This is a genomic window from Flavobacterium subsaxonicum WB 4.1-42 = DSM 21790 (genome assembly GCF_000422725.1).
Classification (GTDB): Bacteria; Bacteroidota; Bacteroidia; order Flavobacteriales; family Flavobacteriaceae; genus Flavobacterium; species Flavobacterium subsaxonicum.
In genome coordinates this window covers 281,801-306,633 of record NZ_AUGP01000018.1, presented here as the reverse complement: position 1 = coordinate 306,633, position 24,833 = coordinate 281,801, and the positions used below count along the sequence as shown (strand labels likewise).

Sequence of the window (24,833 nt, the reverse complement as noted above, 5' to 3'; positions counted from 1 at the left end):
ACGTAAAATATGCAGGAAATTACTCGCCAATTTTACACATAAAACACTGAATATGAGAGTATTACAAATATATTACATATTGTTATAATTTTTGTAATATGTTAAAGAAATATTAATATTTTTACAATTCCTTAAAAATCTCCTATGAAAACAAGTTTTACTTTACTAATCGTTGCTCTACTGTGCTCAGTATCAATGTATTCTCAACGAAGTTTTGGACAATATTCTGTCGAGGCAGGGTATGGAATTGGTATCTCCGGCAAGCCCGGATTGACGGATAACGCCCATTTTAACATTGGCGGAAGGTATATGTTTAACGAATACTGGGGTGTAAAAGGCGACTTTGGACACGATGAGTTTTATAATGATGCCGACGAAGGCGTAAAGTACAACCGCCTTACTGCGCATGCAATATACAACTTAGGCCGTTACATTTCTTTACCCGATGCTACCAATGGTTATTTTAACGTATTAGCCCATGGTGGTTTAGGAGTTGGTATGTTTAAATCTAACAGCCCAACCATTCGCCCAAGTCAGAGAGACACTGATGCTATGGGAGACCTTATTTTAGGTTTAACACCACAATTTTGGCTTGCTGAAAATTTAGCCCTGCATGTAGATGCGGCTTACACAGTGCACTTTAGCCAGCACTTTAACTACAGCGGAGAATTTCGTACGCCATACGGCCCTAAAGCATTTGTTGGCGGACAGTTTAACGCATCTATTGGCTTAACACTTTATCTTGGCCGTAACAGGTCTGATAACGACTGGAGGTAATTCCCCACGGGAATTTAAGGAATACGCCTTCTATTTAAATTACTAAACACACCTACTACATAAAACGCCCCATGCTAACTGCATGGGGCGTTTCTATTATGGCAATAATAAGCTGTCTTACTATTGTTTAACTTCTTTTTGGGCATCCTGTACCATTTTCTCGTTTGCAGTAATAGCAAACTCTACACGCCTGTTTTTAGCCATACCTTCTTTAGTAGTATTGTCGGCAATCGGGTCTACTTCGCCCATACCTTTAGCTACAATACGAGATGTGCTAATACCTTTACCACCTAAGTAACTCCTTACAGATGCTGCCCTTTGTTCAGAAAGGTTAAGGTTGTACTCATCGCTACCGCTGCTATCTGTGTAACCAAATATCTGGATGTTAGTATCCGGGTACTCATTAAATACCGGCACAAGCTTATCAAGGTTTGCCTTAGCTGTAGATGTTAGTGTAGCTTTATTAAGGTCGAAGTTTACAGAGTTTTCGCCAAGGGTAATTTTAATACCTTCTCCTACCCTTTCTACTTCAGCACCCGGTAGTGCCTCATCAATTTTCTGGGCTTGTTTATCCATCCTGTTACCAATAACACCACCAACGGTACCACCAACTACACCGCCAATAATAGCGCCAAGAGCAGTGTTACCACCTTTACCAATGTTGTTACCTAACACACCGCCAATTACAGCACCGGATGCAGCACCTATACCAACACCTCTTTGGGTATTGTTTGTATTTTTAACTGCCTCGCACGATGTAAAGCCCACAGAGGCTACAAAAGCAAGGGCCAGTAAATAGATTTTTGTTGTTTTCATGTTGTTGTATTTATTGTGTGTTTATTGATTAAATTTTGCTAAACTGGTACGTTACCTCTACCGTTTTACCACCTACGGTTACATTATCTACCAATTGGAAAGAACTCTCAGTCTGATTCCTTATCTGTAGTGTGTAGCCCTGTGTTACCCTTTTGGCTTTTTCGCCTTCGGTAATTTTAAAGTTAAAAGCGCCTTCTTTAGTAATTGTCCAAACTATAGGGCTGGTAAAAGCCGGGCAGTCTGCTTTTGTAAGTGTCATGGTACCTTTATTATTATTAGAGATAAAGTTCCAAGAGCTGCCTTCAAAACATTTAGAGTCGGCTACATCAAAAGAGGTTACTTTAATGTATTCAGACCCCGGATATGTAACGCTGCTAATAGTCCAGTTACCTTTAAGGCCCACCTGAGATTTTTGGTCCAACGACCCGCATGAAGCAAACAACGCCACCAGCATGCATAAAGACAATAATTTTTTCATAATAGTTAAATAGGTTTACATTTTAATTGCATGTGTTTTACAGTATAAAGTTACAGCAATTACAGGCTACTTTACAATAGCTGTGCCGTTTTTTTAACAGGAAATACTCTAATAAAACATAAATTCTTACAACATAAATACTTCCAAATTAATTGATTTTAAAGAAGTATGCTGCATTTTAGTTTTCAGCACACTGGCGTATTAATCTTTTCTTAAAATCTTTTTTTTTAACAGTCGGTTGCAACAAAACAGCCAAAGGGCCTATAAAAATGCCAATTTGTCACCAATCAAAAATTGGTATCTTATTTGACTGTGCTGTTGTACAAACAAAAAACCTATTCACTATGACAACAGGAAAAATTAATGTTTCGGTAGAAAACATCTTTCCCTTAATCAAGAAATTTTTATACAGCGATCACGAAATCTTTTTGCGCGAGCTGGTAAGTAACGCTACCGATGCTACCCTAAAGCTAAAACACCTTACCAACATTGGCGAAACTGCCGTTGAGTATGGCAACCCCATAATTGAGGTTAGGATAGATAAAGACGACAAGAAAATTTACATTACAGACCAGGGTCTTGGTATGACTGCCGACGAGGTAGAAAAATACATTAACCAGGTAGCTTTTAGTGGTGCAGAAGAGTTTTTAGAGAAATACAAAGACTCGGCTAAAGACAGCGGTATTATTGGCCACTTTGGCCTTGGTTTTTATTCTGCCTTTATGGTGGCCGAAAAAGTTGAGATTGTAACCAAATCATACAAAGACGAACCTGCTGTACACTGGGTTTGCGATGGCAGCCCTGAGTTTACGTTAGAGCCGGCCGATAAAACTACACGCGGTACAGAGATTATCCTTCATATTGCCGAAGATTCTTTAGAGTTTTTAGAAGAAGGTAAAATCAGGGACCTGCTTAAAAAATACAACAAGTTTATGCCGGTGCCAATTAAATTTGGTACCCATACTGAGAACCTGCCTGTTCCGGAGGATGCTCCAACAGACTACCAGCCCGAAGAAGTGGAAGTTGACACCATTATCAACAACCCTAACCCGGCATGGACCAAGCAACCGGCTGACCTGACTGAAGCTGATTACAGCGATTTTTACCATGAACTGTACCCAACGCAGTACGACGAGCCATTGTTTAACATTCACCTTAATGTAGACTATCCTTTTAACTTAACAGGTATTTTATATTTCCCTAAAATGTCGTCTGAGCTTCAAATCCAGAAAGACAAGATACAACTGTATCAAAACCAGGTATATGTAACTGACAATGTAGAAGGAATTGTACCCGAATTTTTAACCATGCTTCGTGGTGTAATCGACAGTCCGGATATTCCGCTAAACGTGTCGCGTTCGTACCTACAGGCCGATGGCGCCGTTAAAAAAATATCCAACTACATTACCCGTAAGGTAGCCGATAAACTTAAATCTTTGTTCAGCGAAAACCGTGAGGATTTTGAGCAAAAATGGAACGATATTAAAATCGTGTTAGAATACGGTATGCTTAGCGAACCTAAATTCTACGAAAAAGCAGGTGCATTTGTACTATACCCAACGGTAGACGATAAGTACTACACCCTTGAAGAACTTAAAGAAGCCCTTGCCCCTAACCAGACCGATAAAGATGGCAGGTTAGTTGTGCTCTATGCATCTAACAAAGAGGCACAGCACGGTTATATTTCTGCCGCTAAAGATAAAGGCTACGAGGTAGTGCTTTTAGATTCGCCAATTGTATCGCACCTTATCCAGAAACTGGAAAGCGATAATGATAAGCTTACGTTTGTACGTGTCGATTCAGACAACGTAAACAAGCTGATCAATAAAGATGAGGAAGCTATTTCTAAACTGTCTGACGAAGAAAAAGACAAGCTTAAAACAGCTATTGAGGCGGTTGTGCCTGCTACAGGTTATACCGTTCAGCTTGAGGCGATGGACAGCAACAGTGCGCCGTTTATGATTACGCAGCCGGAGTTTATGCGCCGTATGAAAGAAATGAGCCAGACCAGCGGTGGTGGCGGTATGTTTGGTATGAACAACTTCCCGGATATGTATAACCTTGTGGTTAACACTAATAGCGAATTTGCCGGTGCCATTCTTGCCAATACTGATGATGCACAGCGCGAAGCCGCAATTAAACAGGCTTTAGACCTTGCTAAACTTAGCCAGAACCTGCTTAAAGGCGAAGAGCTTACCGCTTTTGTTAAGCGTAGCTTTGAGCTTATAAAATAAGACATCCGGATAATAGATGTTAAATAATAGACCTGCAGCGAAAGCTGCAGGTTTTTTTGTTTAAGATAATTTGTACATTGGTGCTCTTATACCCCTCAATTATGAATGATAAATTCGATGCCTTTCAAAAAGAACATGAAGAGCTATTGCCAATCAGTATCAGAACCTGTGAAGTAGTGAAAAATGAGATTGAAAAGTTATTTTTAGACGAAGGTATTTCGCTTGGTTTTCCTATTCAAACAAGGGTTAAAAAGTGGGAATCAATTTTTGACAAGGTTAATAGCGGACGCTTTAACATAAAGAAGTCAATTAAGGAATTACAAGATCTAATTGGTCTAAGAGTAATTTTACTTTTTAAGACAGATGTCGAAAAAGTTTCAAAACTACTTAGCAAAACATTTAATGAAGTAAAAATTCATAATACAATCGATAAGCTACAAAACAATCAATTTGGTTATTCATCAATTCATATTATTGGAAGAATACCTCAGGAATGGACAAGTGTACCTTCCTATAAAGAGCTAGATAATATAAAGTTTGAAATTCAAATAAGAACTCTTAGCCAACATATGTGGGCTGAAGTTTCAAATACTTTTCAATATAAGCAAGAAGAAAGTGTGCCTAAAGAACTTCTTCGTTCAATTGGCCGAGCATCGGCTTTATTAGAAATAGTAGATTTAGAATTTGATAGATTACTAATAGAAAGGAGCGATTACAAACATGAAATAAACTTAAGTAATATCGAAACCAAAAAATTAACTCTAAATGTTGATATACTTTCAGCCACGCTAGATAAGGCATTACCAATACAAAATAAAGACGAAAACGAAGACTATGCGGGTTTGCTTAAGGATTTGAATGAATCTGAAATTAACACACTGGAAGAATTACAATTATTAATAAATGAAAATTTGGAAAAAGCTCTGGATGAAGACATTAAAATGGTTGAAAGTGCTTCTAAACCAAATTCAAATTTCTCTATTAATGATAGAATCAGAATCAGAAATGAGGGTGTGTTTTTTAGCCATGAAGGACTTGTTAGAACCATGCTAGACATTAAAAACCCTAACCTTATATTTCCAGAGGAGGATGAACCATTCGACTTTTAAGAAATCTAAAAAGTTGATCTTTACAAACTCTATTTCAGTAAAACTTATTTATATTACCTGATACTTAAACTAATGACATTAACCGATTTAATAAATCACTTTAATGAAGGCGGAAGCTACGAAGCTTTTTGTAACACACAAAGACTTAATAGCGATGCGGAATCTCTTGAAATTTACATGTCAAAGCCATTTGGACTAAATAGCAAACTCGAATTTTTTAAAACCGATATAACGGGCGGTAAATCGCCCTACGATTATAACGGAGCCGAGTTTTATAAACTGTTTGATTTTTCTTATTTCCTGAATGCTATAAAAAAAATGAACCTAAACAAATCCATCACAGATATTGACCTCGCATTACAGTTGCTGGATTATGCTGAAAAAGAGGCATAGCTTTGATAATACATTTGGATAATAGATATTAAATAACAGACCTGAGGTGAAAGCTGAAGGTTTTAGTTATTGACACTTTTACATAGACAAGATATTTCGCCTAATTTTATTACCTTTGGTTTAAAGATTTTAAAAATGGCAAATATAACCCTAAACAATTCGTCTTTAAAGAGATATATAGATCTTCTAAGTAATCTTGATCTTACTTCGAAGAAAAAAATAATTATGGGGTTGACAGAATCTATTGAAGAACCAAAAGAAATAAATAGCATAGCTTCATTATTTGGTGCTTGGGAAGATAGTAGAGATTCTGATGAGATAATAAGAGATATAAAAGAATCGAGGGTTAATAATCGCGACATCGAAAATTTTTAATGAAATATCTTTTAGACACTAATATCTGTGTACACTTTTTTAGGGGAAAATACAATCTTGAAACTAAATTCAATGAAGTTGGCATTTTCAATTTTACCATATCAGAAATTACATTAGCCGAATTAATTTATGGTGCTGAACATAGTTCTAACGTTCAGAAAAATCTTCAACTCATAGAATCATTTGCCAGCCATATTACGATCGTGCCAATTATAGATTGCATTTACTTATATGGCAAAGAAAAATCAAGACTTAGAAAGATAGGAAAAATGATTAGCGACTTCGACTTACTAATTGGCACAACTGCTATTTCTTCTAATTTAATAATGGTAACTGAAAATATTAGCGAGTTTAAAAGAATAGAAGGTATAATAATTGAAAATTGGATTACCCGATAAAAAACCTTACTTTTCTCAATGCCAGTAACATTTCAAATAATCCCCACCACTCTACTACAAGCCTATAAAGACAGCTTCGATTCATCTATAAAAGAAAATTTTGAAGCGTTGCAGGAAAGCGAGCTTACCACAAGTACCTTTAGTTTTTATACATCGGTATCAGCAGTATTCTCTTCTAAGATTGAAGGGGAAGATATAGAACTGGACTCGTTTATTAAACACAAACGCCTGGGTGCGCATTACCAACCCGATTATACTCAAAAGATAGACGACCTGTATGGCGCTTACCAATTTGCAGCAGTCAACAAGCTAACTCCTGCAACTATTTTAAAGGCGCATGCACTGCTCACTAAAAACATATTGCATACAAGCCAGCAGGGCAAACTCCGCAAAGGCAATATGTTTGTTATTACCGATGACGGCAAAATAGAGTATGTTGCCGCTACCCCGGATATCGCAGCGACTGAAATGCAAAAGCTATACAGCGATACGGAAATTTTGCTCGACACCGAATTATCTTTTGCTGAAGTACTATTTTATGCAGCACTGTTGCATTTGGTTTTTGTAAAGATCCATCCATTCGAAGATGGCAATGGCCGTACCGCGCGCCTCTTAGAAAAGTGGTTCATCGCACAAAAGCTCGGGGCCAAAGCATGGTTTATACAATCAGAGAAATACTATTACAATCAGCATCAGGTTTATTACAACAACATTCGTAAATTAGGGCTGGAATATCCTGACCTTGATTATAATAAGGCTTTACCGTTTTTACAAATGTTACCACAGGCAATCGCAACCTAACCTCAACACTAATGACCCTCCCCATAGAAACCCCTGCCCTGCTATTCTCTGCCACATCGTTAATATTGCTGGCTTATACTAATAGGTTTTTAACCATAGCGGCTATAGTGCGGGGGTTAAAAGTAAGCTACGAGCAAAACAAGACCAAGAGCATATTGTTAGAAATAAGTAACCTAAACCTGAGGCTTACGCTAATACGACACATGCAAATGTATGGGGTGCTTAGTTTATTCTTTTCGGTGTTTGCTATGGCGCTGCTGTTTACAGGTTTTCAAACCTGGGGTGCTTATGTGTTTGGGCTTAGCCTGCTGTTGCTGCTTGCCTCGTTGGCGGTTTCGTTTTGGGAAATCAGCATCTCGGTACGTGCCCTTAGAGTACACCTTAGCGACCTGATCGAGGAGGCTAAAGAACACACCAGACAGGGTTAATCAATAATCCACAGCAACACAGGTTTAGGTGTTGCCTGAAGTTTAACATCCAGCGTTCGCATAAAATTATCCGATACCGCAGGGCATCCCCAACTTAACGGACTGTATTGCGGGTAAACCTCGGTATCGTGCACCGATTCCCACGAATGCAATACAACAACCCTGTCACGAGCATTGCTATTGCTTTCTTCCAACCCTTCCAGCCAGTACTTTACCTTAATGCCCCACGAACTGTAATCGCGTCTGCCCACCTTATATTTTCCGGCAGATGAGCAGTGGCTATCCAGCGTGTTGCTGCATTTGGCCTTTTCCCATTTGGTAGTGTTATCGTCAAAAGCATCGCAACTGCCGTGGGTAACCAGATTTTGATTGGTTATTTTTCCACTTTTAAAATCGTATACATAAAAACGGTTCCGGCCACTGTGCATACTTAAGTCGACTAAAAAGTAATAGTCCTGGCTAAAATTTTGCTGTTTGCAAAAGGCAAGTGCCTGTGTATGCTGCGTTGTATAATTTTTTACGGGAGAAGTTTTTCCGGCAATAAGAGTACTCTCGGTGGCAATATTGCTACAACTAAACAGTTGCAGCAATACAATAATAGTCAGGCGCATCATATAGTTAGGTGGTAAGGTTTTACCTATAACTATAAAAGTAGTTGATTTAGTATTGGGCGTTTATTATAAGCATCGCAAAATGACTTTTATAACTTTATTACTATACAATTAGTATATTTTAAATTAGATTTTGCACCAAAACTGTTAAGCTTTACAAACCATAACAGCAGGTTTACCCATTGCCTTAACTTTGCAGGCTGTACTTGTTATTATGAAAAACGATGTTTTTAAAGGCGTACTTTACGTAGGCCTTGGCGCTACCAGCTTTGGTATGCTGGCTACTTTTGTAAAACTGGCTTACGCCGAAGGCTATACCACTGCCGAAGTTACCCTTTCTCAAATTTTGTTAGGCCTTTTGGGCATGGCCATAGTATTCGCCATCCGGAAAGGCACCGGTACTAAACCTTTAGCCAAAGCCACCCTTAAAAATAAAGTACAGCTAATAATCGCGGGTACATCTATGGGATTTACCAGTGTATTTTACTATATGTCGGTTACCTACATACCCGTTTCAATAGCTATAGTATTGCTAATGCAAACGGTTTGGATGGGCGTTATTCTGGAGTGGATAATTACCAAAACAGTGCCGTCAATCAAAAAAATTATTGCCGTAGCCATTGTTTTAAGCGGCACGGTACTGGCAGCCAACTTATCTAACGTAGATGCTTTGCCCAACTGGCAGGGTTTAGTTTGGGGGTTGTTAGCCGCGGCATCGTTTACCGCCACCATGTTTAGCGGCAACAAAATAGCTACCCATTTGCCCACTGCCCAGCGCAGCCTGTTTATGCTTATGGGTGGTACCACCGTAGTGCTTTGCTTTACTGCCATTACCTGGCCGGGGCAGTTTAATTTTTCGATTTTTTTTAGCTGGGGAATTTTCCTTGCTGTTTTTGGCACCATTTTACCGCCGCTATTGCTCAACGCAGGCTTCCCAAAAGCCGGACTGGGGCTGGGCAGTATTGTGTCGTCTTTAGAGTTGCCAGTATCGGTGTCTATGGCTTATTTTATTTTAAACGAAACCGTTAGCCCATTGCAATGGCTGGGTATTGCCCTAATATTAAGCGCCGTTGTACTTATGAATATTAATACCCGCAGCAAACAATAATTATGTAACTTTGGGTAAATACACCAAATACACATGACATTACCCTGGCACTTATACCTAATGGCTGCAATTTATATATTGGCAGGCCTTAACCATTTTAGGGTGCCCAAAATTTATACGCGGATGATTCCGCCCTCATTCCCAAATCCAAAAGCATTAAACATTCTTAGTGGCCTTGCCGAATTTTTACTGGGCATTGCATTATGCATTCCCGCTGTAAGTACTTACGCTGCATGGGGAATTATAGTGCTTTTGGTGGCTGTATTTCCTGCCAATGTGTTTATGTACACTAACGATCGGGCCGGTATGGGGTTACCCAAATGGGTTCGCCTTGTTAGGCTACCTTTACAGATACTGCTTATATTGTGGGCCTACCTATATACCTGATCGATGCCTTTTACAAGCACGCAATAGTAAGCATCCATCATAATTAACTGACTAATCTGTTTTACATCTGCCAATTCTTTAAAAAATCGTTAAACTTTAAAGAGCAAAACGCGCTAATTTTATCATTCTGTAAAAAAATACTGCATAGTTACATTTAATCGAATTTTTTAGTAATATTGATTAAACAATATTAATTACTAATTTATTATCTGATTTAATTTTTCAAGCGATGAAAAGGAGTAGCCGCTCAGAACTAAACAGGGAAGCGTTAGACCGTATTGCTACGCTGGCCCAGGAAGAAAAAAAACCTTTTGAAGAGATAAAAACGCAGTTTGGATTATCTGAAAAGGAAGTGACCGAGATTATGAAGAAGAGATTATCGCCTGATAATTTTGAGCTTTGGAAGAAAAAAACGGCTGCCAAAAAACCGAAGCCTAAACCTTTGAGCAGTATAGAAGACGACGAATTGGATTCAAAATATTATTTTAGAGAAAAATTCTAAAAACCCAAAACTCTCCCCTATGGAGAGTTTTTTATTACCAAAATTTAATAAAGTGAATTTTTATATTAATTTTATTAAACTTAAAATTAATTTTATTTACATTTGCATTAACATTACAACACATGTTATGCAAAAACCAAAACTACCCACTGCCTGCCCCAGCTGTAGCAATACCTTAAATGTATCGCAGCTTACCTGCCCATCGTGCAGCACACAGGTGTCGGGTAACTTTACACTCCCCTCTTTAGTGCGCCTGCCCGAAGAAGACCAGGCTTTTATATTACAGTTTTTTTTAACCAGCGGCAGCCTTAAAGAAATGGCCTCTATAATGGGTATTAGCTACCCCACCGTGCGCAACCGACTGGACGACCTTATAGAAAAAGTAAAGGCCAACACCCCAAAAGACTAAACCACCACACCAACCAATGAAATCAATTTATTACAATCCGTACGAAAAACTTACCGAAATACAGCTTTTACTTATTGGCCTTATATTAGGCGGCCTGGGTTGCCTGTTAGGCTTTTACCTCGATGCACGTTTTGATGGCGTGGTAGATATGCACACTGCCGGTAAAACTACCGTAACGCTACGGCAACCTTTTATAGATAACGCCATTAATACTGTTACTCTTTTTATAGTGCTTTATCTACTGGCGCTTTTTATCAATAAAAAAACAAGGGCTATAGATATTTTAAATGTTGCACTTATTGCCCGTGCACCCATTTATCTTGCCTCTTTAATTAACATAGGTGGTATTTTAGACAGCCTTGCTAACTTAGACCCTTCGCATACATCAAATATAAGTATAGGCGCAAGCGTTATGGCATTAGTTGCCGTAGTAATAATACTTATATTAGGCGTTGGATCGCTTATATGGTTTGTTGCGCTATTGTACCACGGGTTTAAAACCGCAACCAACCTTAAACTAACAAAACAAAAGGTAGCATTAGGTTTTACTGTATTACTTGCCGAAATAATTGCCAAACTATTAATTGGTTATTTAAACTATTAATCATCAACACAAAAAATGAAAAAACTATTCACATTTGTTATTCTGTTTGCAGTAACAACCCTTTTTGCCCAAGACATTTCGGGCCCGTGGTATGGCCAGCTGGTGTTTCCGGGCGGCAAGCTGCGCATAACCATCAACATTAATAAAACAGAAAACGGTTACACCGCCACTATGGATAGCCCGGATCAGGGTGCTAAAAACATCCCCATACAAGCCATTGGTTTCGAGAACAACTTGCTTGCTTTTGGTATTCCGCAAGGTGGCATAAGCTATAAAGGCACCTTAGAGAACGATGTAATTAAAGGTACGTTTAGCCAGGGCGGTAACGATTTGCCTCTTGACCTGAGCCGCAACCCTGCCGTTGCAGAAAAACCAAAGCGTCCGCAGGAGCCTGTAAAACCCTACCCATATTATGAGGAAGAGATAACTTTTAAAAACGAGAAAGCAGGCATTACCCTTGCCGGTACACTTACCCTGCCTAAAAAAGAGGGCAACTACCCGGCCGTTATTTTAATCACAGGTAGCGGCGCACAAAACCGCGACGAAGAGCTACTCGGTCACAAACCATTCCTGATACTATCCGACTATCTTACCAAAAAAGGCATTGCCGTTTTAAGGTATGATGATCGTGGCACGGGGGCATCTACCGGTAGTTTTACCAAAGGCACTACAAACGATTTTGCTACCGATGTTCAGGCGGCTTTTGATTACCTTAAAACCCGTAAAGAAATCAACAAGAAGAAAATCGGGCTTATGGGCCATAGCGAAGGCGGTACTATTGCCCCTATTGTTGCCAATGCTAATGCCGATGTAGCTTATATAGTGCTACTTGCAGGCACAGCCATACCAGGCGATGAGATATTGATGCTTCAAAACTATCTTATAGGCAAAGCCAACGGCATGCCCGAGGAAGAATTGAACAAGCTCGGAGCCATCAACAAAAAGGTGTATACAGCCGTTAAAGAAGCCCCGGATGCCGCAACAGCTAAAAAGAGGGCTACCGAAGTTTTTACTAACGAACTAAAACCATTACTACTTTCTAAAGGTGTACCGCAAGATCAATTGGGCCCGTATGTAGACAACCAGGCTGCAGAGGTATCATCGCCGTGGTTTAGCAACTTTATAAAATACGACCCCTACCCGGCATTAGAAAAAGTAAAATGCCCAATACTGGCTCTTAATGGTGAGAAAGATTTACAGGTTCCGCCAACTGCCAACCTGGATGCCATTAAAAGGGCAGCTGCTAAAAGTGGCAACAAAAAAGTTACTACAAAGCAACTGCCGGGCTTAAACCACCTGTTCCAGACCAGCACAACAGGCTCTCCACAGGAATATGCCGAGATTGAAGAAACCTTTGCTCCCGCTGCACTTACCGAGATCTCTACATGGATACTGCAACAGGTAAAATAGGCAATGTGGTTTACAAATCTAAGATAGGTTGGGAGTTAGTTATACCACTTATCGTAGTTTTGGGCGGATGCACCGGCGTTATGTTATACGAAGGTGCATGGCCCGGCCTATTGATAATGCTTGTCACTATGGCTTTTGTAGCGCACTTATTTTTTACTACTTATTATGTAGTAGATGGCGATAACTTATTTGTTAGATGTGGATTCAGCAAACAAACAGTCGCTATTTCATCCATTCGAAAAATTAGCGACGATTCTAATTGGGTAAGCTCCCCCGCGTTATCGTTAGACCGGCTGGAGCTTTTCTTTACGGGGTATAACAGCGTAGTGGTATCTCCTAAAGACAAAAAATCCTTTATACTCCATCTTTTGCAAATAAACAACAACATAGAATTAAAGCTTAGTAAAACCAGCATAACATAAATTAAACAGTATGTGGGCAATTGCAATACTCTTAATAGTTTTAGGCATATCCATTAAATACGGCAAGATGTATAATTTACTCGCCGGATATAATACTATGTCGGCGCAGGAAAAAGCTAAAGTTAATATTACCGCTGTGGCTACTTTGTTTAGAAATGTTATGTTTTTTATGGCTGCAACGCTTATTGCTGCCGATATTTTTATTTACTATGCCAACACACCCAATATGGAAGACAGCCTTTCGTTATGTATAATTACAACAGGGGTTTTGTATTTTATAATCAGGGGCAATACTAAAAAATACAGGTTGTATAATAACAAATAGCAAATGAAGAGAACCAAAAATATCTTTGCCATAATAGGCATTATGCTTGTGCTTATCCAAATAGTTATCTTTATAAGATTAGAGGCGCGAAGCCGAATGTTCGAACAAAACTGTTATTTAGTTACGGTAGGAATGCCTTTAAATGAAGCCCGTAAAATTATGGGCGATCTTGACTTCCAATACTGGACTCAGGACGAACAATCGGCAGAGATAATCATTTATCCGTTCAACGGAGAGAATTTGTATTACCTGTCTTATCCTTCTTCATTTGGCGCGTCTGAAGAGGCTAAAATATATTTTGACCCAAACACGTTATTGGTCACAGAGGTATTTTATGGCGAGTAACTTACTTTTTAATTGTATTTATTTTAAATTTCCTATCTTTATTTGTAACAAAATCCACTTGTGGCCGACTTACATACAACAAGATATTTAATTTATGAAAAGATTTGTTTATACGCTGGCTTTAGCGTTAACCATGGGCAGCTTTGCCTATGCCCAAAAAAGCAAAGACATTAAGGTTGCCATAGACCTTAAAGAAATAAAAGACGATAAAGTAGCCGTTACTGTTATACCACAGGATTTTAAGAGCGAAACCGTTACTTATTTTATACCTAAAATTATTCCGGGAACGTACTCTGAAGATAATTACGGCCAGTTTATAGAAGGCTTTAAGGCTTTTGACAACAAAGGCAAAGAGCTTACCGTAACCAAAGCCGATGATAACTCATGGAAAATAACCGGTGCCAAAAAGCTGGCTAAGATAACCTACCTGGTTAACGATACTTTTGATAACGAAACCGAGAAAGAAGACCCAATTTTCTCACCATCGGGCACCAACATTCTGGCTAACCAGAATATACTGCTTAATACCCACGGTTTTATAGGCTATTTTGAAGGCAAAGGCGAACTTCCGTACGAGGTTACCGTTACCCACCCTTCAACGCTTTGGGCGTCTACATCGCTAACCGATACCAATGCCAGCAACGAGATAGATGAATTTGCATCGCCACGCTACCCTGATTTGGTAGACCACCCAATTATGTACTCTAAACCCGATTATACTACGTTTACCGTAGATGGTATGGAGATACTTATAAGCGTGTTCTCGCCTACAGGCAAAGTAACTGCTAAAGATGTTACCCCTGTTATGGAAACCATGATGAGGGCGCAAAAAAAATTCTTAGGCCCTATAAACAGTACTAAAAAATACAGTGTGCTTATCTATCTTTCTTCGGCAGGTAAAGAAGATGCACAGGGCTTTGGTGCCTTAGAGCATACTACCTCAACAACAGTGGTATTGCCAGAGATGATGCCGCTTGACCAGCTGGAAGAAACACTTAAAGATGTAGTATCGCACGAGTTTTTCCATATTGTTACGCCACTTAGCGTACACTCTAAAGAAATTCAGTTCTTTAACTACAACACGCCAAAAATGAGTGAGCACCTTTGGATGTACGAGGGTGTTACCGAATACTTTGCCAACCTGTTCCAGGTGCAGCAGGGCCTTATAGACGAAGATGGCTTTTTAGTGCGCATTGCCGATAAAATTGAACAGGCTAAAAGTTTTGATGATACCATGCCGTTTACCCAAATGAGTAAAAACGTATTGCAAAAGCCCTATAAAGATGCTTATGCTAACGTATACCAAAAAGGGGCGCTTATTGCTATGTGCCTTGATATACAGCTAAGAGAAAGCAGCAACGGGCAAAGAGGCGTTCTTAGCCTTATGCGCGACCTGAGTAAAGAATACGGCAGTAACAAGCCTTTTAATGATGAAGATTTATTTGCTAAAATTACAGCACTTACCTACCCTGCCGTGGGCGAGTTCTTAAAAACATACGTTGCGGGCAATGCGCCTATACCTTACGAAACCTACTTTGCTAAAATGGGCGTTACCAAAACTACCATTAAAAAACCGGGCCACCCCTTTATTAAAGGCGAGCAAGAGCCGCTTATTGGTGTAAACCAAACTAAAGAAATTTTTGTGAGGACAGATATTGAGCCAAACGAATTCTTTACAACTCTTGGCATTAAAAAGGGCGATGTTATTGTTGCCATAAACGATGTTGCTTACAACTACGATAATATTTACGACCTTATTACAAGTAGCATGGGCTACAAAGATGGTGATGCTATTAGCGTAAAAGTAAAGCGTGACGGTAAAGAGCAAACCGTAAAAGGTAAAGTAAAATTACCTACCGAAGAAATGGAAGGCTATCAGGCTACCGACGCTTCTAAGGCTAAACTTAGAGAAGCTTGGCTTAAAGGATAATTTTTTCAGCCTTAATAAATTTTAGAGATCTCCCTGTTTGTAAGAGCAGGGAGATTTTTTTTATTATTATAACAAATAGATTATCAACGTATTAATAAATTTATTAATTTGCAGTTAAAATCTTACCAACTATGAAAAAAATTTTACTCCTTGCCCTTTTTGCAATAGGGCAAACCATCTTTGCGCAGGATACCGCCAACGAGTGTATCAATGCCTATCCGCTTTGTGGCGCTCTTGGCGAACCGTTTTTGAATACTATTGCTTCGCCAAATGCCGATCCTTTATCCGTAGAAAGTTACGGGTGCCTGGGTTCTGAGCCTAACCCTGCGTGGTTTTACATGCCCGTAAGCCAAAGCGGCGATCTTAACTTTTTAATAGAACAATACACCTTTGGCAATACACCTATAGATGTCGATTTTATTTGCTGGGGGCCATTTACGGGTGCTGTTTGCGGGCCGGAATTTTTAAATACATCGGCAGTTGTAGATTGCAGCTATTCGGCCTCATCTACAGAAGAGGTTAATATACCGGGCGCCGTTGCCGGCGAATATTATATGATAATGGTTACCAATTTTAGTAACCAAGCGGGACTCATTACTATTATGGATACCAACTCCCAGGGCGCTTTAGACTGTTCAGGCATCAACCTTAATGCCTTTTTAGATGCCAATGCCAATGGCGTTCAGGATGTCGGCGAGATGGGTTTTCCATTAGGCAATTTTGTATACGAAGCTAATAATGATGGCAATGTGCACACCGTAACCTCTTTTAATGGCAGTTATACTATTTATGATGAGGTTTTAGGAAATACTTATGATTTTCAGTACGATATAGCCCCAGAATATACTGATTACTACACGGTTGCAACACCATCGTATACTGATATTCCCGTTATGCCGGGCAATGCCGTAGTAACCTATAATTTTCCTGTAACCATTACCACACCGTACCAGGACCTTGCCATTTACACCATACCGGTTAGCGCGCCGCCGGTTCCGGGCTTTACGTATATCGAACAAATTGTATACTCCAACCTTGGCAACCAGGCTATAGCTACCGGATCGATCAATTACGTAAAAGAGCTTAATGCTACTATTACAACAATATCTGATGGCAGCGCAGTACTATCGCCTACAGGCTTCGACCTTCCTTTTACCAATTTGCAGCCCTTCGAAACCCGCACATTTACAGTTACGCTGCAAACACCCGTAATACCGGATGTTAACCTGGACGATGCATTTACATCTACCGTTACTATTACACCGTTAGAAGACGATGCAACCCCGGAAAACAATACATCGGTAAGCACACAGGTTGTGGTTGGCTCTTACGACCCTAACGATATAATCGAATCGCGCGGACGCGATGTTTTAATTGATGACTTTACGAATGATGATTACCTATACTACAGGATACGCTTTCAGAACACAGGTACTGCAAGTGCCCTTAATGTAAGCGTAGACGATGTTTTAGACCCTCAGTTAGACCAGAACACGGTTGAAATGCTGTATGCCAGTCACGATTTTGTATTAGACAGACAGGATAACCATTTGGTGTGGACCTTTAACCACATACTATTACCGGCAGAACAGGATAACGAAGAAGGCAGCCACGGCTACATTTATTTTAGGGTAAAACCGGTTGCAGGCTTTGCTGTAGGCGATATTATTCCTAACGACGCCAGTATTTACTTCGACTTTAACCCTGCTATTGTAACCAATACATTCGAAACGCATTTTATGGCACCTCTAAGTGTTGTTGCGGTAGATCAAACTAATTTCTCGGTATATCCTAACCCGGCTAAAGACAACATAACCATTGCTCTTAACAAAGGTACAGAGACTATAGCATCGGTTAAAATTTACGATGTTACCGGCAAAACACTGTATACTAATTCTGCAATAGCCGCTAACAGCCTGCAAATAGACAGCACGCCTTTTGCACCCGGCACTTATTTTGTAGAAATAACAGGAAGCACAAATACTAAAACGGTTAAAAAGCTTTTAAAACAATAGCTTTCTTTAAATTACCCTTACAGAAACGGCTGCCAAATGGCAGCCGTTTTACATCTGCTTCATTAACATAATGACTCATAAAACAAAAAATAATTATTAGTTCCATAAAATCATATATCGAAATAGTAGCTAAGCATAATTTTCATTACTTTGCGGAAATTTTTTAACACTATCCTTTTCATGAAAAATACGTTGCTTGCCCTTTCTGCACTTATACTGCTTGTTGCCTGTAATAAAGAAGAAAACCATGCCGATGCCAATGTGCACATTACAGGTACTATTAAAGGTTTTAAAAAGGGTAAACTGTTTATACAACGCTATGCCGATACCGCTCTTGTAAATATAGACACTATAGTTATAGACGGCAGCCCAACGTTTGAGAGCCACTTAAAGCTGGACTCTCCGGAGATGCTGTATCTGGTAATAGACAGGGTTAAAACCAACTCTGTAGATGATAACCTGCAATTTTTTGCAGAACCCGGTAATATCAAAATAGTTACGTATCTGGATAAGTTTTATTCGGCAGCAAAAATAACCGGCTCTAAAAACCAGGAAGTGTACCAGGAATTTCTTGCCGTTAAAAAACGCCTTACCGATGCCAACTTAGACCTTGTTGCAAAGGATATAGAAGCCCGCAAAAGCAAAAACATAGCCCAGTTGGATAGTATATCTTTAAAAAGCGATCAGCACCTAAAAAGGCGTTACCTTTATACTGCCAACTTTGCGCTTAACAATGCTAAATATGAGGCTGGTCCTTACATAGCTTTATCTGAAATTCCGGATGCCAACACAAAATACCTGGATACTATTAGAAAGAGCATGACCCCACAGGTAGCAAAATCGCTTTATGGTAAAATGCTTACCAAATATGTAGCCGACCGCAAAAAGGCAGAGGCTGCACCGGTGCAGTAGCCAGTTTTCAGAAAAATAAAAACTTTGAAGATAAAATTTAAACATAGGGCAGATAATTACTTTTGGGTTACTGCCCTATTAATTTTTATTGTGGGTACACTGTACTATTTAATCAGCAACACTACTACGCTTGACATAAATATACACGATACCTATTTTGTAATCGACTGTTTTCATTTTACCGTGTTCTTTACACTGCTCTATTTTTTCTTGGGGGCAATATATTGGATACTGTATACCCTACGGCTTAATATAAGCCCTAAGCTCACAAAACTCCACGCTAAGGCCACTACAGGCATTGTATTTATTTATCTTGTGGCAACACCAATTTTGAATATCATTTATAAAGATTCGTTTTATAATGATTCTGCCGAAATACTTCCGTTATTACTTTTCGCAATATTTATTCTCCTTCAGCCATTATTACTGATTAATATAATTGTTGGATTGGTTAGGGGAAAGGCAAATTGAAAAAGGAAACCCTACACAACAGAGGTTATCAATTTTAGGATATTTAAAATTGACGAATAAACCCCTTTATCAACTACATCTGTAAGCTTTGCATAGCTGCTTTTAAGGCCGCCGCGGCATGCTTAACCATTTCCGGCCAGTCTTCGGCAGCAGCGCCATTGGCACCATCAGAAATATATTTTAAGCACAAAAACGGAATTTGCTCCTGCATGCATACCCACGCCAGCGGATAGGCCTCCATATCTATTACATTATAATCGGTCGTGTTATGGTCTACCACAAAGCTATCGCCCGTGCCACATACGCCTTGGGGCATTCCGTCAATTTTAAGGCCGTTTAACAGCACCGGATCGTGTACTGCAAACGGAGTTTCATATTTTTTAAAACCAAGCGCTGTAACGTCCATATCGCGTTGTACAAATGATGTACAGCAAACCACATCGCCGCGCTTGTGCGTAAGGCTACCTGCCGACCCCAAATTAATTACTATACCCGGTTTTTGCTTATCTATGGCTTTTACCAGATGGTACATGGCATTTAGCTTGCCTATACCCACAAAAAGCGGGTTAACATAGGCAAACTCGTGTGTAGCTTCAGATTCTAAAGCAAAAACAAATAACGGGTTTTGCGAAAGGAGGTTTTTTATAGCGGAATTATCAAAAGCGGGAAGCAGCATACGTGCAGAATTAAATATGTTGGCAAATGTATAAAAAAACAAAACCGCCTCAGTTTCCTGAAGCGGTTGTTTTATTGAGCCGATAGAGGGACTCGAACCCACGACCTGCTGATTACAAATCAGCTGCTCTAGCCAGCTGAGCTACACCGGCGTTCTCAATACGGGTGCAAATATAAGAGTGGTTTTTAAATTTCCAAAATTATTTTAGCACTTTTTATTGATTTTTTTTGATTAAAGTGCGTTGATCTTTGCAACAAGCTGACCGGCAGTTTCTTCCAGTTGTTGGTTGATTTTTTTAAAGTGCGCTTTTTTATCTTCTACTTTTTTAGCGTTTACTTGCTTGATTAATGCATCAAAAGCACTAATTGCCTCATCTACTATAGCTTCTGATTTTTCAGACGGTTTTCCTGTAGTTGTAAGCTCTGTTAGGTAAACTGCTTCAATAATATCTCCTAATACGAAATTGATATCTTTTTTTAAATTTTTAACGCTTGACATGTCTTCTTGTTTTTTAATTATCGTGCAAAACTACAATTTCTATCCTATTTTTTTGTTAAGAAATGTATATTTCTAACAAAGTGGCCGTTCCTGTAAGCGAATATGTAGTTAAACCGGCAGGTATAAGTACTGTATCGCCCTTTTTAAAGGTATATGTCACATTATCTGCCTCAATACTATATTCTCCATCAGTACATATATAAACCGTAAAACTATTGCCATTTTTGCTAATTTCGGTAAAACCGTTTAGCGGCAAAAAGTTAGTAGTAAAATAAGGGCAGTCTACCATGGTATTGCTCTTATTCTCATCTTTATTATATTCCTTTTTAGTATCGGTGGTATTGTAGTTCATGGCATCCAGTGCCTGCTCCACGTGCAACTCACGGCCTTTGCCGTTAGCATCTACCCTGTCCCAGTCGTAAATACGGTACGTAATATCAGATGTTTGCTGAATCTCTGCAATTACTATACCTGCGCCAATGGCGTGTATGGTACCGGTTTCTAAAAAGTACACATCGCCTTTTTTAGCCTCAACCTGGTTAAGGATATCAATTAGCTTTTTGCTTTCCAGTTTTTCTAAATACTCTTCGGGGCTTGATTTTTCTTTAAAGCCCACAATAATGCGCGATCCCGGGTCGGCCTGCATAACATACCACATTTCGGTTTTGCCAAAAGAGTTGTGGCGTTGTTTAGCCAGCTCGTCGTTAGGGTGCACCTGTATAGAAAGGTCTTCGCGGGCATCTAAAAACTTAAATAATAGCGGAAACTGCGCCCCAAACTGCTCGTGCACTTTAGTGCCCAGCACCTCTGTAGGAAACTGCTCCAGCAAATAGGTTAATGGCTTTCCGGCATATTCGCCCTCTCTAACCACGCTTACGTTTCCGCTTACAGCAGAAAGCTCCCAACTTTCGCCGGTAGTTTGTGTAGGTATGTTTTTACCAAGATCGGTCTTAAGTTTTGTGCCACCCCAAATCCTGTCCTGCAGTATGGGTTCAAACACTAATGGGTAAAATTTAATGCTCATAATTTCTTATTCTCCTTTATAGGTTACAAAATTTCTTGGGGTTTCGTATAAGGTAATCTCTAATGTTAATTTTGGGTCTAAACGCGGACGCATGCGGTTCCAGATCACCACGGCAATATTCTCGGCCGTAGGGTTCAGGTTAGCAAACTCGGGCACATCCAGGTTAAGGTTTTTATGATCGAAGGGTGTTTCTACCTCATCGGCAATAATATCCTTAAGTATTTTAATATCTATAACATAGCCGGTCTCCGGGTCTATATTGCCCGTAACGCTTGCTATAAGCTCGTAGTTATGCCCATGAAAGTTAGCATTGTTGCATTTACCAAAAACGGCATTATTGCGCTCCTCTGTCCAGTCTTTGCGGTACAGGCGGTGGGCGGCATTAAAATGGGCGCTTCGGCTAACGGTAACTCTCATTTTGGTTGTTAGTTATTAGTTGTTAGTTGATGGTTGTTGGTTTTTGGTTGTTGGTTTTTGGTTGTCGGTTGTCGGTAAAAAGCTTCGGTTCAGACCAACAACTGACAACCAACAACCATCAACTATATCTTATGTTCTTCTAAAAAATGGTAAAACTCATCAAATATTATCCTGAACCAAACGGTATATAATTCCGGACTGGCCAGCATATCATTCTTTACATCTTCAATAGCCATCCATTTCCAGCTTTCGGCTTCGTCGCGGTTTATTTGGGGTGCAGCATCATAATAGCCAATCATAACATGATCAAACTCATGCTCTGTAAGGCCATTATCAAAAGGCGCTTTATAAATAAACGAAAACAGTTCTTTAAGCTCTGTAGTAAAGCCCATTTCTTCGCGAAGCCTGCGTGTACCGGCCTGTAGGTTGGTTTCGCCATCGCGTTGGTGGCTACAGGTGGTGTTGGTCCATAACAGTGGCGAGTGGTATTTTTGGGCAGCACGCTGTTGCAGCATAACCTCGTTTTTAGAGTTGAGCACAAAAACCGAGAACGCACGATGAAGCAGCGCTTTTTCGTGGGCTTCCATTTTTGGCATCAGCCCAATAGGCTCGTCCTGTTCGTTAACCAGTATTACTTTTTCTTCTGTCATAAACTCCTAATAGCTTTCAAAAATAAGAAAAGTTTTGCGGATATGAAGTGGTTTAACTTTTTGATTGGAATGTTTGACAAACTATGTTGCAAAAACATTTGTCAGGATTATTATATTTATTGATGCCAATTATTTATCCTTAATTAAATATATTTACCACACCAACAATTAAACCATGAAAAAAATTAATTTATTTATTTTACTTGTAGCCTTAGTAGTAACATCTTGCAATAACAAACCCATTATTGAAGAAGAAGGGTTTGATTATGGGGCAGTAAAAAACAACAGATACACAAACAGATTTTTTGATATCCAGATAGCTATCCCTCAAAATTGGGTGGTGCAAACACAGGAACAGTCTAAAGAGCTGATGAAGGAGGGCGCTGAATTTGTAGCTGGAGATAACGAAAAAATGAAGGCTGCCATAAAAGCATCTGAAGTAAACTCTGCCTCGTTACTAACAGTTTTTCAATATAAGGAAGGCATTGCCGAAATTTTTAACCCAAGCTTTATGCTTGTAGCAGAGAGCTTAAAGAGAGCGCCAGGTGTAAGAAGCGGAGAAGATTATTTATCTCAAAGCCGAAAGTTACTTCTTTCAGGACAGGTACAATACAAGCATATAGACGAAAATTTCAAAAAAGTAAGGGTTAACGGCTGGGAATTTTATGCCATGAATCTTGCTATAGAGATGGAGGGAGTATCTATATATCAAACCTATATGGCTACAGTTAAAGATGGTTTTGCCTTATGCTTTATATATTCTTATAATGATGAAGAGCAAAAAGCACAGCTGGAAAAGGTAGTGCAGTCTATAGACTATTATAAAAAGAAATAGAAAGATCCGCATGGTACACATGCGGATCTTTTTTTTATCCCCTTCTGCACTTATCGCTGCAGTATTTGACCTCATCCCAGTTGTTTTGCCATTTTTTGCGCCACGTAAATTCGCGGCCGCAGGCAGCACAAGGCTTAGACGGCAGATAGCTCTTGTTGCCCTTGTAGGTGGTACTTTTCATAATCGTTTATTTTGATGACCGATCCAAGATCTGCCAGCAGGCTGTAAAGCCCAAAGAACATGCGGTTTACGTAAATAAAGTGCTTAGAGCCACGGTTACCATTCATTTTACGCAGGGTCTTATCGTTAGCAAATTTTTCGCTTAGTGCGGCAATGGCCCCTGTAAATGACGGATCTGAAAAATCAAAGGTTTCCGACTGGTACGGCCTTGTAAATACCTGCAACAATTCTTTAAACAAAGCAGCAAAAAAATCGGCATCGGCAGGTTGATCTTTCACTTTTAGAACTTCAAGTTCGATAAGTTTTTCCCTAAAAAGAGCATCATTTTCTAAAACGCCTTTTTGTATGAGTTCGAAATACGGAATGTAAAAACTGTCCGGTATTTTTTTCATGCAACCAAAATCGATCGCTATAAGGTTACCCTCGGCATCAACCAAAAAGTTACCGGGATGCGGATCGGCATGAAAATATTTTAGCTTATGGATCTGGAACATGTAAAAGTTAAACAGCGCCTGCCCTACCCTGTCGCGCTCCTCCTGAGAGTGCGGCATCTTGGTATATTCTGAAAGGTGGACACCATTCATCCAATCCATTGTAATTATCTTCTCGCAGGACAGTTTAGGGTAGTAATGCGGAAACCTAAGGTTCTCAATACCCTCGCAGGCCTGGCGTACAAACTCGCTTTGCTGGATTTCTAACACATAATCGGTCTCCTCTGTAAGCTTGTCTTCAATTTCCTGAAAATACTCGTCTGACGTGCCCTGAAGGTTAAACATCCTTATGGCAATGGGCTTTACAATAGCAATATCGGTACTAATACTGTCTCTAACACCTGGATACTGAATTTTAACCGCAAGGTCTTTACCGTCTTTTTTGGCTCGGTGTACCTGCCCAATACTGGCAGCATTTATAGAGTCGGCACTAAACTCATCAAACAGTACGTGCGGCTCTGTGCCAAAGTACTTTTTAAACGTTTTTACTACAAGCGGTGCCGATAGTGGCGGAACCGAGAACTGGCTTAGCGAAAACTTATCTACATAACTTTGCGGCAGCAGGTTTTTTTCCATGCTAAGCATCTGGGCCACTTTAAGGGCACTGCCTTTAAGCTCTTTAAGCCCATCATAAATATCGGCGGCGTTATTTTCGTGCAGGGCATCTTTGGTTAACTCTGGGTTAACCATTTTTTGCCCGTAATATTTAAGGTAATTCCCCCCTACCTTCACACCTGTGGTAACCAGTTTGGCCACCCTGTCAATCTTATTTGTGGGGATAGAATCGAGTCTTTTCATGTAA

The 24,833-nt window shown here is 39.7% G+C and carries 32 protein-coding genes and 1 tRNA gene; 22 read left to right on the top strand and 11 right to left on the bottom strand.

Annotation, left to right across the window (positions count from 1 at the left end; all coding sequences use genetic code 11):
* Window positions 1–144: 144 nt before the first annotated feature.
* The gene (locus tag G509_RS0107585; protein ID WP_081663264.1) at window positions 145–777 is read left to right on the top strand and encodes an outer membrane beta-barrel protein; all 633 of its coding nucleotides are present in this window, start codon (window positions 145–147) and stop codon (window positions 775–777) included.
* 120 nt (window positions 778–897) lie between these two features.
* Here the strand turns inward: G509_RS0107585 and G509_RS0107580 are convergent, their stop codons facing one another.
* Window positions 898–1,593 (bottom strand): YiaD family glycine zipper/OmpA-like lipoprotein, encoded by a 696-nt coding sequence (locus G509_RS0107580; RefSeq protein ID WP_026990964.1) that lies wholly within the window; start codon window positions 1,591–1,593, stop codon window positions 898–900.
* Window positions 1,594–1,621: 28 nt separating this feature from the next.
* A complete protein-coding gene (locus G509_RS0107575) occupies window positions 1,622–2,071 on the bottom strand; it encodes a lipocalin family protein (protein WP_026990963.1) in 450 nt (149 codons plus the stop codon).
* 344 nt (window positions 2,072–2,415) lie between these two features.
* Between G509_RS0107575 and htpG the strand changes: the two genes are divergently transcribed.
* From htpG to G509_RS0107540, 7 genes are all read left to right on the top strand, one after another.
* Window positions 2,416–4,305 carry a molecular chaperone HtpG gene (gene htpG, locus G509_RS0107570; protein WP_026990962.1) on the top strand — a complete coding sequence of 630 codons (1,890 nt, stop codon included), beginning with the start codon at window positions 2,416–2,418 and terminating at the stop codon, window positions 4,303–4,305.
* Between the two features lie 101 nt (window positions 4,306–4,406).
* A complete protein-coding gene (locus G509_RS21655; RefSeq protein ID WP_051200043.1) occupies window positions 4,407–5,414 on the top strand; it encodes a GTP pyrophosphokinase in 1,008 nt (335 codons plus the stop codon).
* A 72-nt stretch (window positions 5,415–5,486) separates the two neighbouring features.
* Entirely contained in the window at window positions 5,487–5,807 is a 321-nt protein-coding gene (locus tag G509_RS21650) for a hypothetical protein (RefSeq protein WP_035738675.1), read from the top strand.
* Between the two features lie 135 nt (window positions 5,808–5,942).
* Entirely contained in the window at window positions 5,943–6,182 is a 240-nt protein-coding gene (locus tag G509_RS0107555) for a hypothetical protein (protein WP_026990961.1), read from the top strand.
* On the top strand, window positions 6,182–6,580 hold the full coding sequence (locus tag G509_RS0107550) for a type II toxin-antitoxin system VapC family toxin (protein ID WP_026990960.1): 399 nt from the start codon (window positions 6,182–6,184) through the stop codon (window positions 6,578–6,580). Before G509_RS0107555 ends, G509_RS0107550 begins: the two co-directional genes overlap by 1 nt.
* Window positions 6,581–6,598: 18 nt before the next feature.
* Complete coding sequence (locus tag G509_RS0107545; protein WP_026990959.1) at window positions 6,599–7,381, top strand: Fic family protein; 783 nt, start codon at window positions 6,599–6,601, stop codon at window positions 7,379–7,381.
* An 11-nt stretch (window positions 7,382–7,392) separates the two neighbouring features.
* The gene (locus G509_RS0107540; RefSeq protein WP_026990958.1) at window positions 7,393–7,809 is read left to right on the top strand and encodes a DUF2721 domain-containing protein; all 417 of its coding nucleotides are present in this window, start codon (window positions 7,393–7,395) and stop codon (window positions 7,807–7,809) included.
* On the opposite strand, the gene G509_RS0107535 is transcribed toward G509_RS0107540, so the two are convergent.
* Complete coding sequence (locus G509_RS0107535) at window positions 7,806–8,423, bottom strand: murein L,D-transpeptidase catalytic domain-containing protein (RefSeq protein WP_026990957.1); 618 nt, start codon at window positions 8,421–8,423, stop codon at window positions 7,806–7,808. The genes G509_RS0107540 and G509_RS0107535 overlap by 4 nt on opposite strands.
* A gap of 211 nt (window positions 8,424–8,634) precedes the next feature.
* Between G509_RS0107535 and G509_RS0107530 the strand changes: the two genes are divergently transcribed.
* From G509_RS0107530 to G509_RS23890, 13 genes are all read left to right on the top strand, one after another.
* Entirely contained in the window at window positions 8,635–9,528 is an 894-nt protein-coding gene (locus G509_RS0107530) for an EamA family transporter (RefSeq protein WP_316931114.1), read from the top strand.
* A 33-nt stretch (window positions 9,529–9,561) separates the two neighbouring features.
* Window positions 9,562–9,915: a DoxX family protein gene (locus tag G509_RS0107525; RefSeq protein WP_026990955.1), complete on the top strand. Its 354-nt coding sequence runs from the start codon at window positions 9,562–9,564 to the stop codon at window positions 9,913–9,915.
* 229 nt (window positions 9,916–10,144) lie between these two features.
* A complete protein-coding gene (locus tag G509_RS0107520) occupies window positions 10,145–10,417 on the top strand; it encodes a DUF2805 domain-containing protein (protein ID WP_026990954.1) in 273 nt (90 codons plus the stop codon).
* A 127-nt stretch (window positions 10,418–10,544) separates the two neighbouring features.
* Window positions 10,545–10,826 carry a DUF2089 domain-containing protein gene (locus G509_RS0107515; protein ID WP_026990953.1) on the top strand — a complete coding sequence of 94 codons (282 nt, stop codon included), beginning with the start codon at window positions 10,545–10,547 and terminating at the stop codon, window positions 10,824–10,826.
* 16 nt (window positions 10,827–10,842) lie between these two features.
* Window positions 10,843–11,430: a hypothetical protein gene (locus G509_RS0107510; RefSeq protein ID WP_026990952.1), complete on the top strand. Its 588-nt coding sequence runs from the start codon at window positions 10,843–10,845 to the stop codon at window positions 11,428–11,430.
* A gap of 15 nt (window positions 11,431–11,445) precedes the next feature.
* Window positions 11,446–12,840 carry an alpha/beta hydrolase family protein gene (locus G509_RS0107505; RefSeq protein WP_026990951.1) on the top strand — a complete coding sequence of 465 codons (1,395 nt, stop codon included), beginning with the start codon at window positions 11,446–11,448 and terminating at the stop codon, window positions 12,838–12,840.
* Complete coding sequence (locus G509_RS0107500) at window positions 12,816–13,262, top strand: PH domain-containing protein (RefSeq protein ID WP_051200041.1); 447 nt, start codon at window positions 12,816–12,818, stop codon at window positions 13,260–13,262. Before G509_RS0107505 ends, G509_RS0107500 begins: the two co-directional genes overlap by 25 nt.
* A 10-nt stretch (window positions 13,263–13,272) precedes the next feature.
* Window positions 13,273–13,587 (top strand): DUF3784 domain-containing protein, encoded by a 315-nt coding sequence (locus tag G509_RS0107495; protein WP_026990949.1) that lies wholly within the window; start codon window positions 13,273–13,275, stop codon window positions 13,585–13,587.
* A 3-nt stretch (window positions 13,588–13,590) separates the two neighbouring features.
* The gene (locus G509_RS0107490; protein ID WP_026990948.1) at window positions 13,591–13,932 is read left to right on the top strand and encodes a hypothetical protein; all 342 of its coding nucleotides are present in this window, start codon (window positions 13,591–13,593) and stop codon (window positions 13,930–13,932) included.
* 94 nt (window positions 13,933–14,026) lie between these two features.
* A complete protein-coding gene (locus G509_RS0107485) occupies window positions 14,027–15,862 on the top strand; it encodes a M61 family metallopeptidase (protein ID WP_026990947.1) in 1,836 nt (611 codons plus the stop codon).
* A gap of 131 nt (window positions 15,863–15,993) precedes the next feature.
* On the top strand, window positions 15,994–17,877 hold the full coding sequence (locus tag G509_RS21645) for a T9SS type A sorting domain-containing protein (protein WP_051200040.1): 1,884 nt from the start codon (window positions 15,994–15,996) through the stop codon (window positions 17,875–17,877).
* 180 nt (window positions 17,878–18,057) lie between these two features.
* Window positions 18,058–18,789 carry a DUF4369 domain-containing protein gene (locus tag G509_RS0107475; protein WP_026990946.1) on the top strand — a complete coding sequence of 244 codons (732 nt, stop codon included), beginning with the start codon at window positions 18,058–18,060 and terminating at the stop codon, window positions 18,787–18,789.
* A 15-nt stretch (window positions 18,790–18,804) separates the two neighbouring features.
* The gene (locus G509_RS23890; protein ID WP_117590881.1) at window positions 18,805–19,260 is read left to right on the top strand and encodes a hypothetical protein; all 456 of its coding nucleotides are present in this window, start codon (window positions 18,805–18,807) and stop codon (window positions 19,258–19,260) included.
* A 73-nt stretch (window positions 19,261–19,333) separates the two neighbouring features.
* Here the strand turns inward: G509_RS23890 and G509_RS0107465 are convergent, their stop codons facing one another.
* The 6 genes from G509_RS0107465 to idi form a co-directional block, all read right to left on the bottom strand.
* Window positions 19,334–19,936 carry a 5'-methylthioadenosine/S-adenosylhomocysteine nucleosidase family protein gene (locus G509_RS0107465; protein ID WP_035738715.1) on the bottom strand — a complete coding sequence of 201 codons (603 nt, stop codon included), beginning with the start codon at window positions 19,934–19,936 and terminating at the stop codon, window positions 19,334–19,336.
* Between the two features lie 77 nt (window positions 19,937–20,013).
* Window positions 20,014–20,087: transfer RNA gene (locus tag G509_RS0107460), tRNA-Thr, on the bottom strand.
* A gap of 80 nt (window positions 20,088–20,167) precedes the next feature.
* A complete protein-coding gene (locus G509_RS0107455; RefSeq protein WP_026990943.1) occupies window positions 20,168–20,434 on the bottom strand; it encodes a hypothetical protein in 267 nt (88 codons plus the stop codon).
* A 55-nt stretch (window positions 20,435–20,489) separates the two neighbouring features.
* Entirely contained in the window at window positions 20,490–21,458 is a 969-nt protein-coding gene (locus G509_RS0107450) for a type I phosphomannose isomerase catalytic subunit (RefSeq protein WP_026990942.1), read from the bottom strand.
* A 6-nt stretch (window positions 21,459–21,464) separates the two neighbouring features.
* The gene (locus G509_RS0107445) at window positions 21,465–21,875 is read right to left on the bottom strand and encodes a 6-pyruvoyl trahydropterin synthase family protein (protein ID WP_026990941.1); all 411 of its coding nucleotides are present in this window, start codon (window positions 21,873–21,875) and stop codon (window positions 21,465–21,467) included.
* Window positions 21,876–21,997: 122 nt separating this feature from the next.
* Window positions 21,998–22,525, bottom strand: a complete 528-nt coding sequence (gene idi / locus G509_RS0107440; protein ID WP_026990940.1) for an isopentenyl-diphosphate Delta-isomerase — start codon at window positions 22,523–22,525, stop codon at window positions 21,998–22,000.
* Between the two features lie 175 nt (window positions 22,526–22,700).
* Between idi and G509_RS0107435 the strand changes: the two genes are divergently transcribed.
* Window positions 22,701–23,360, top strand: coding sequence for a hypothetical protein (locus tag G509_RS0107435; protein ID WP_026990939.1), 660 nt, complete (start codon window positions 22,701–22,703; stop codon window positions 23,358–23,360).
* A 34-nt stretch (window positions 23,361–23,394) separates the two neighbouring features.
* Here the strand turns inward: G509_RS0107435 and G509_RS23090 are convergent, their stop codons facing one another.
* Entirely contained in the window at window positions 23,395–23,541 is a 147-nt protein-coding gene (locus G509_RS23090; protein ID WP_081663261.1) for a DUF2256 domain-containing protein, read from the bottom strand.
* A complete protein-coding gene (locus G509_RS21640; protein ID WP_035738670.1) occupies window positions 23,495–24,829 on the bottom strand; it encodes an ABC1 kinase family protein in 1,335 nt (444 codons plus the stop codon). Before G509_RS21640 ends, G509_RS23090 begins: the two co-directional genes overlap by 47 nt.
* Window positions 24,830–24,833: the final 4 nt, after the last annotated feature.

Bases quoted from the DNA above. Each gene is read 5' to 3' on its own strand.
- G509_RS0107435 (WP_026990939.1), top strand. From the start codon at position 22,701: ATGAAAAAAATTAATTTATTTATTTTACTTGTAGCCTTAGTAGTAACA.
- G509_RS0107500 (WP_051200041.1), top strand. From the start codon at position 12,816: ATGGATACTGCAACAGGTAAAATAGGCAATGTGGTTTACAAATCTAAG.
- G509_RS0107530 (WP_316931114.1), top strand. From the start codon at position 8,635: ATGAAAAACGATGTTTTTAAAGGCGTACTTTACGTAGGCCTTGGCGCT.
- G509_RS21645 (WP_051200040.1), top strand. From the start codon at position 15,994: ATGAAAAAAATTTTACTCCTTGCCCTTTTTGCAATAGGGCAAACCATC.
- G509_RS0107575 (WP_026990963.1), bottom strand. From the start codon at position 2,071: ATGAAAAAATTATTGTCTTTATGCATGCTGGTGGCGTTGTTTGCTTCA.
- G509_RS0107545 (WP_026990959.1), top strand. From the start codon at position 6,599: ATGCCAGTAACATTTCAAATAATCCCCACCACTCTACTACAAGCCTAT.
- G509_RS0107585 (WP_081663264.1), top strand. From the start codon at position 145: ATGAAAACAAGTTTTACTTTACTAATCGTTGCTCTACTGTGCTCAGTA.
- idi (WP_026990940.1), bottom strand. From the start codon at position 22,525: ATGACAGAAGAAAAAGTAATACTGGTTAACGAACAGGACGAGCCTATT.
- G509_RS0107525 (WP_026990955.1), top strand. From the start codon at position 9,562: ATGACATTACCCTGGCACTTATACCTAATGGCTGCAATTTATATATTG.
- G509_RS0107520 (WP_026990954.1), top strand. From the start codon at position 10,145: ATGAAAAGGAGTAGCCGCTCAGAACTAAACAGGGAAGCGTTAGACCGT.
- G509_RS21655 (WP_051200043.1), top strand. From the start codon at position 4,407: ATGAATGATAAATTCGATGCCTTTCAAAAAGAACATGAAGAGCTATTG.
- G509_RS0107485 (WP_026990947.1), top strand. From the start codon at position 14,027: ATGAAAAGATTTGTTTATACGCTGGCTTTAGCGTTAACCATGGGCAGC.
- G509_RS0107475 (WP_026990946.1), top strand. From the start codon at position 18,058: ATGAAAAATACGTTGCTTGCCCTTTCTGCACTTATACTGCTTGTTGCC.
- G509_RS0107465 (WP_035738715.1), bottom strand. From the start codon at position 19,936: ATGCTGCTTCCCGCTTTTGATAATTCCGCTATAAAAAACCTCCTTTCG.
- G509_RS0107490 (WP_026990948.1), top strand. From the start codon at position 13,591: ATGAAGAGAACCAAAAATATCTTTGCCATAATAGGCATTATGCTTGTG.
- G509_RS0107505 (WP_026990951.1), top strand. From the start codon at position 11,446: ATGAAAAAACTATTCACATTTGTTATTCTGTTTGCAGTAACAACCCTT.
- G509_RS0107450 (WP_026990942.1), bottom strand. From the start codon at position 21,458: ATGAGCATTAAATTTTACCCATTAGTGTTTGAACCCATACTGCAGGAC.
- G509_RS0107455 (WP_026990943.1), bottom strand. From the start codon at position 20,434: ATGTCAAGCGTTAAAAATTTAAAAAAAGATATCAATTTCGTATTAGGA.
- G509_RS0107510 (WP_026990952.1), top strand. From the start codon at position 10,843: ATGAAATCAATTTATTACAATCCGTACGAAAAACTTACCGAAATACAG.
- G509_RS0107535 (WP_026990957.1), bottom strand. From the start codon at position 8,423: ATGATGCGCCTGACTATTATTGTATTGCTGCAACTGTTTAGTTGTAGC.
- G509_RS0107580 (WP_026990964.1), bottom strand. From the start codon at position 1,593: ATGAAAACAACAAAAATCTATTTACTGGCCCTTGCTTTTGTAGCCTCT.
- G509_RS0107495 (WP_026990949.1), top strand. From the start codon at position 13,273: ATGTGGGCAATTGCAATACTCTTAATAGTTTTAGGCATATCCATTAAA.
- G509_RS21640 (WP_035738670.1), bottom strand. From the start codon at position 24,829: ATGAAAAGACTCGATTCTATCCCCACAAATAAGATTGACAGGGTGGCC.
- G509_RS0107540 (WP_026990958.1), top strand. From the start codon at position 7,393: ATGACCCTCCCCATAGAAACCCCTGCCCTGCTATTCTCTGCCACATCG.
- G509_RS0107550 (WP_026990960.1), top strand. From the start codon at position 6,182: ATGAAATATCTTTTAGACACTAATATCTGTGTACACTTTTTTAGGGGA.
- G509_RS21650 (WP_035738675.1), top strand. From the start codon at position 5,487: ATGACATTAACCGATTTAATAAATCACTTTAATGAAGGCGGAAGCTAC.
- G509_RS0107515 (WP_026990953.1), top strand. From the start codon at position 10,545: ATGCAAAAACCAAAACTACCCACTGCCTGCCCCAGCTGTAGCAATACC.
- G509_RS0107445 (WP_026990941.1), bottom strand. From the start codon at position 21,875: ATGAGAGTTACCGTTAGCCGAAGCGCCCATTTTAATGCCGCCCACCGC.
- G509_RS0107555 (WP_026990961.1), top strand. From the start codon at position 5,943: ATGGCAAATATAACCCTAAACAATTCGTCTTTAAAGAGATATATAGAT.
- htpG (WP_026990962.1), top strand. From the start codon at position 2,416: ATGACAACAGGAAAAATTAATGTTTCGGTAGAAAACATCTTTCCCTTA.
- G509_RS23090 (WP_081663261.1), bottom strand. From the start codon at position 23,541: ATGAAAAGTACCACCTACAAGGGCAACAAGAGCTATCTGCCGTCTAAG.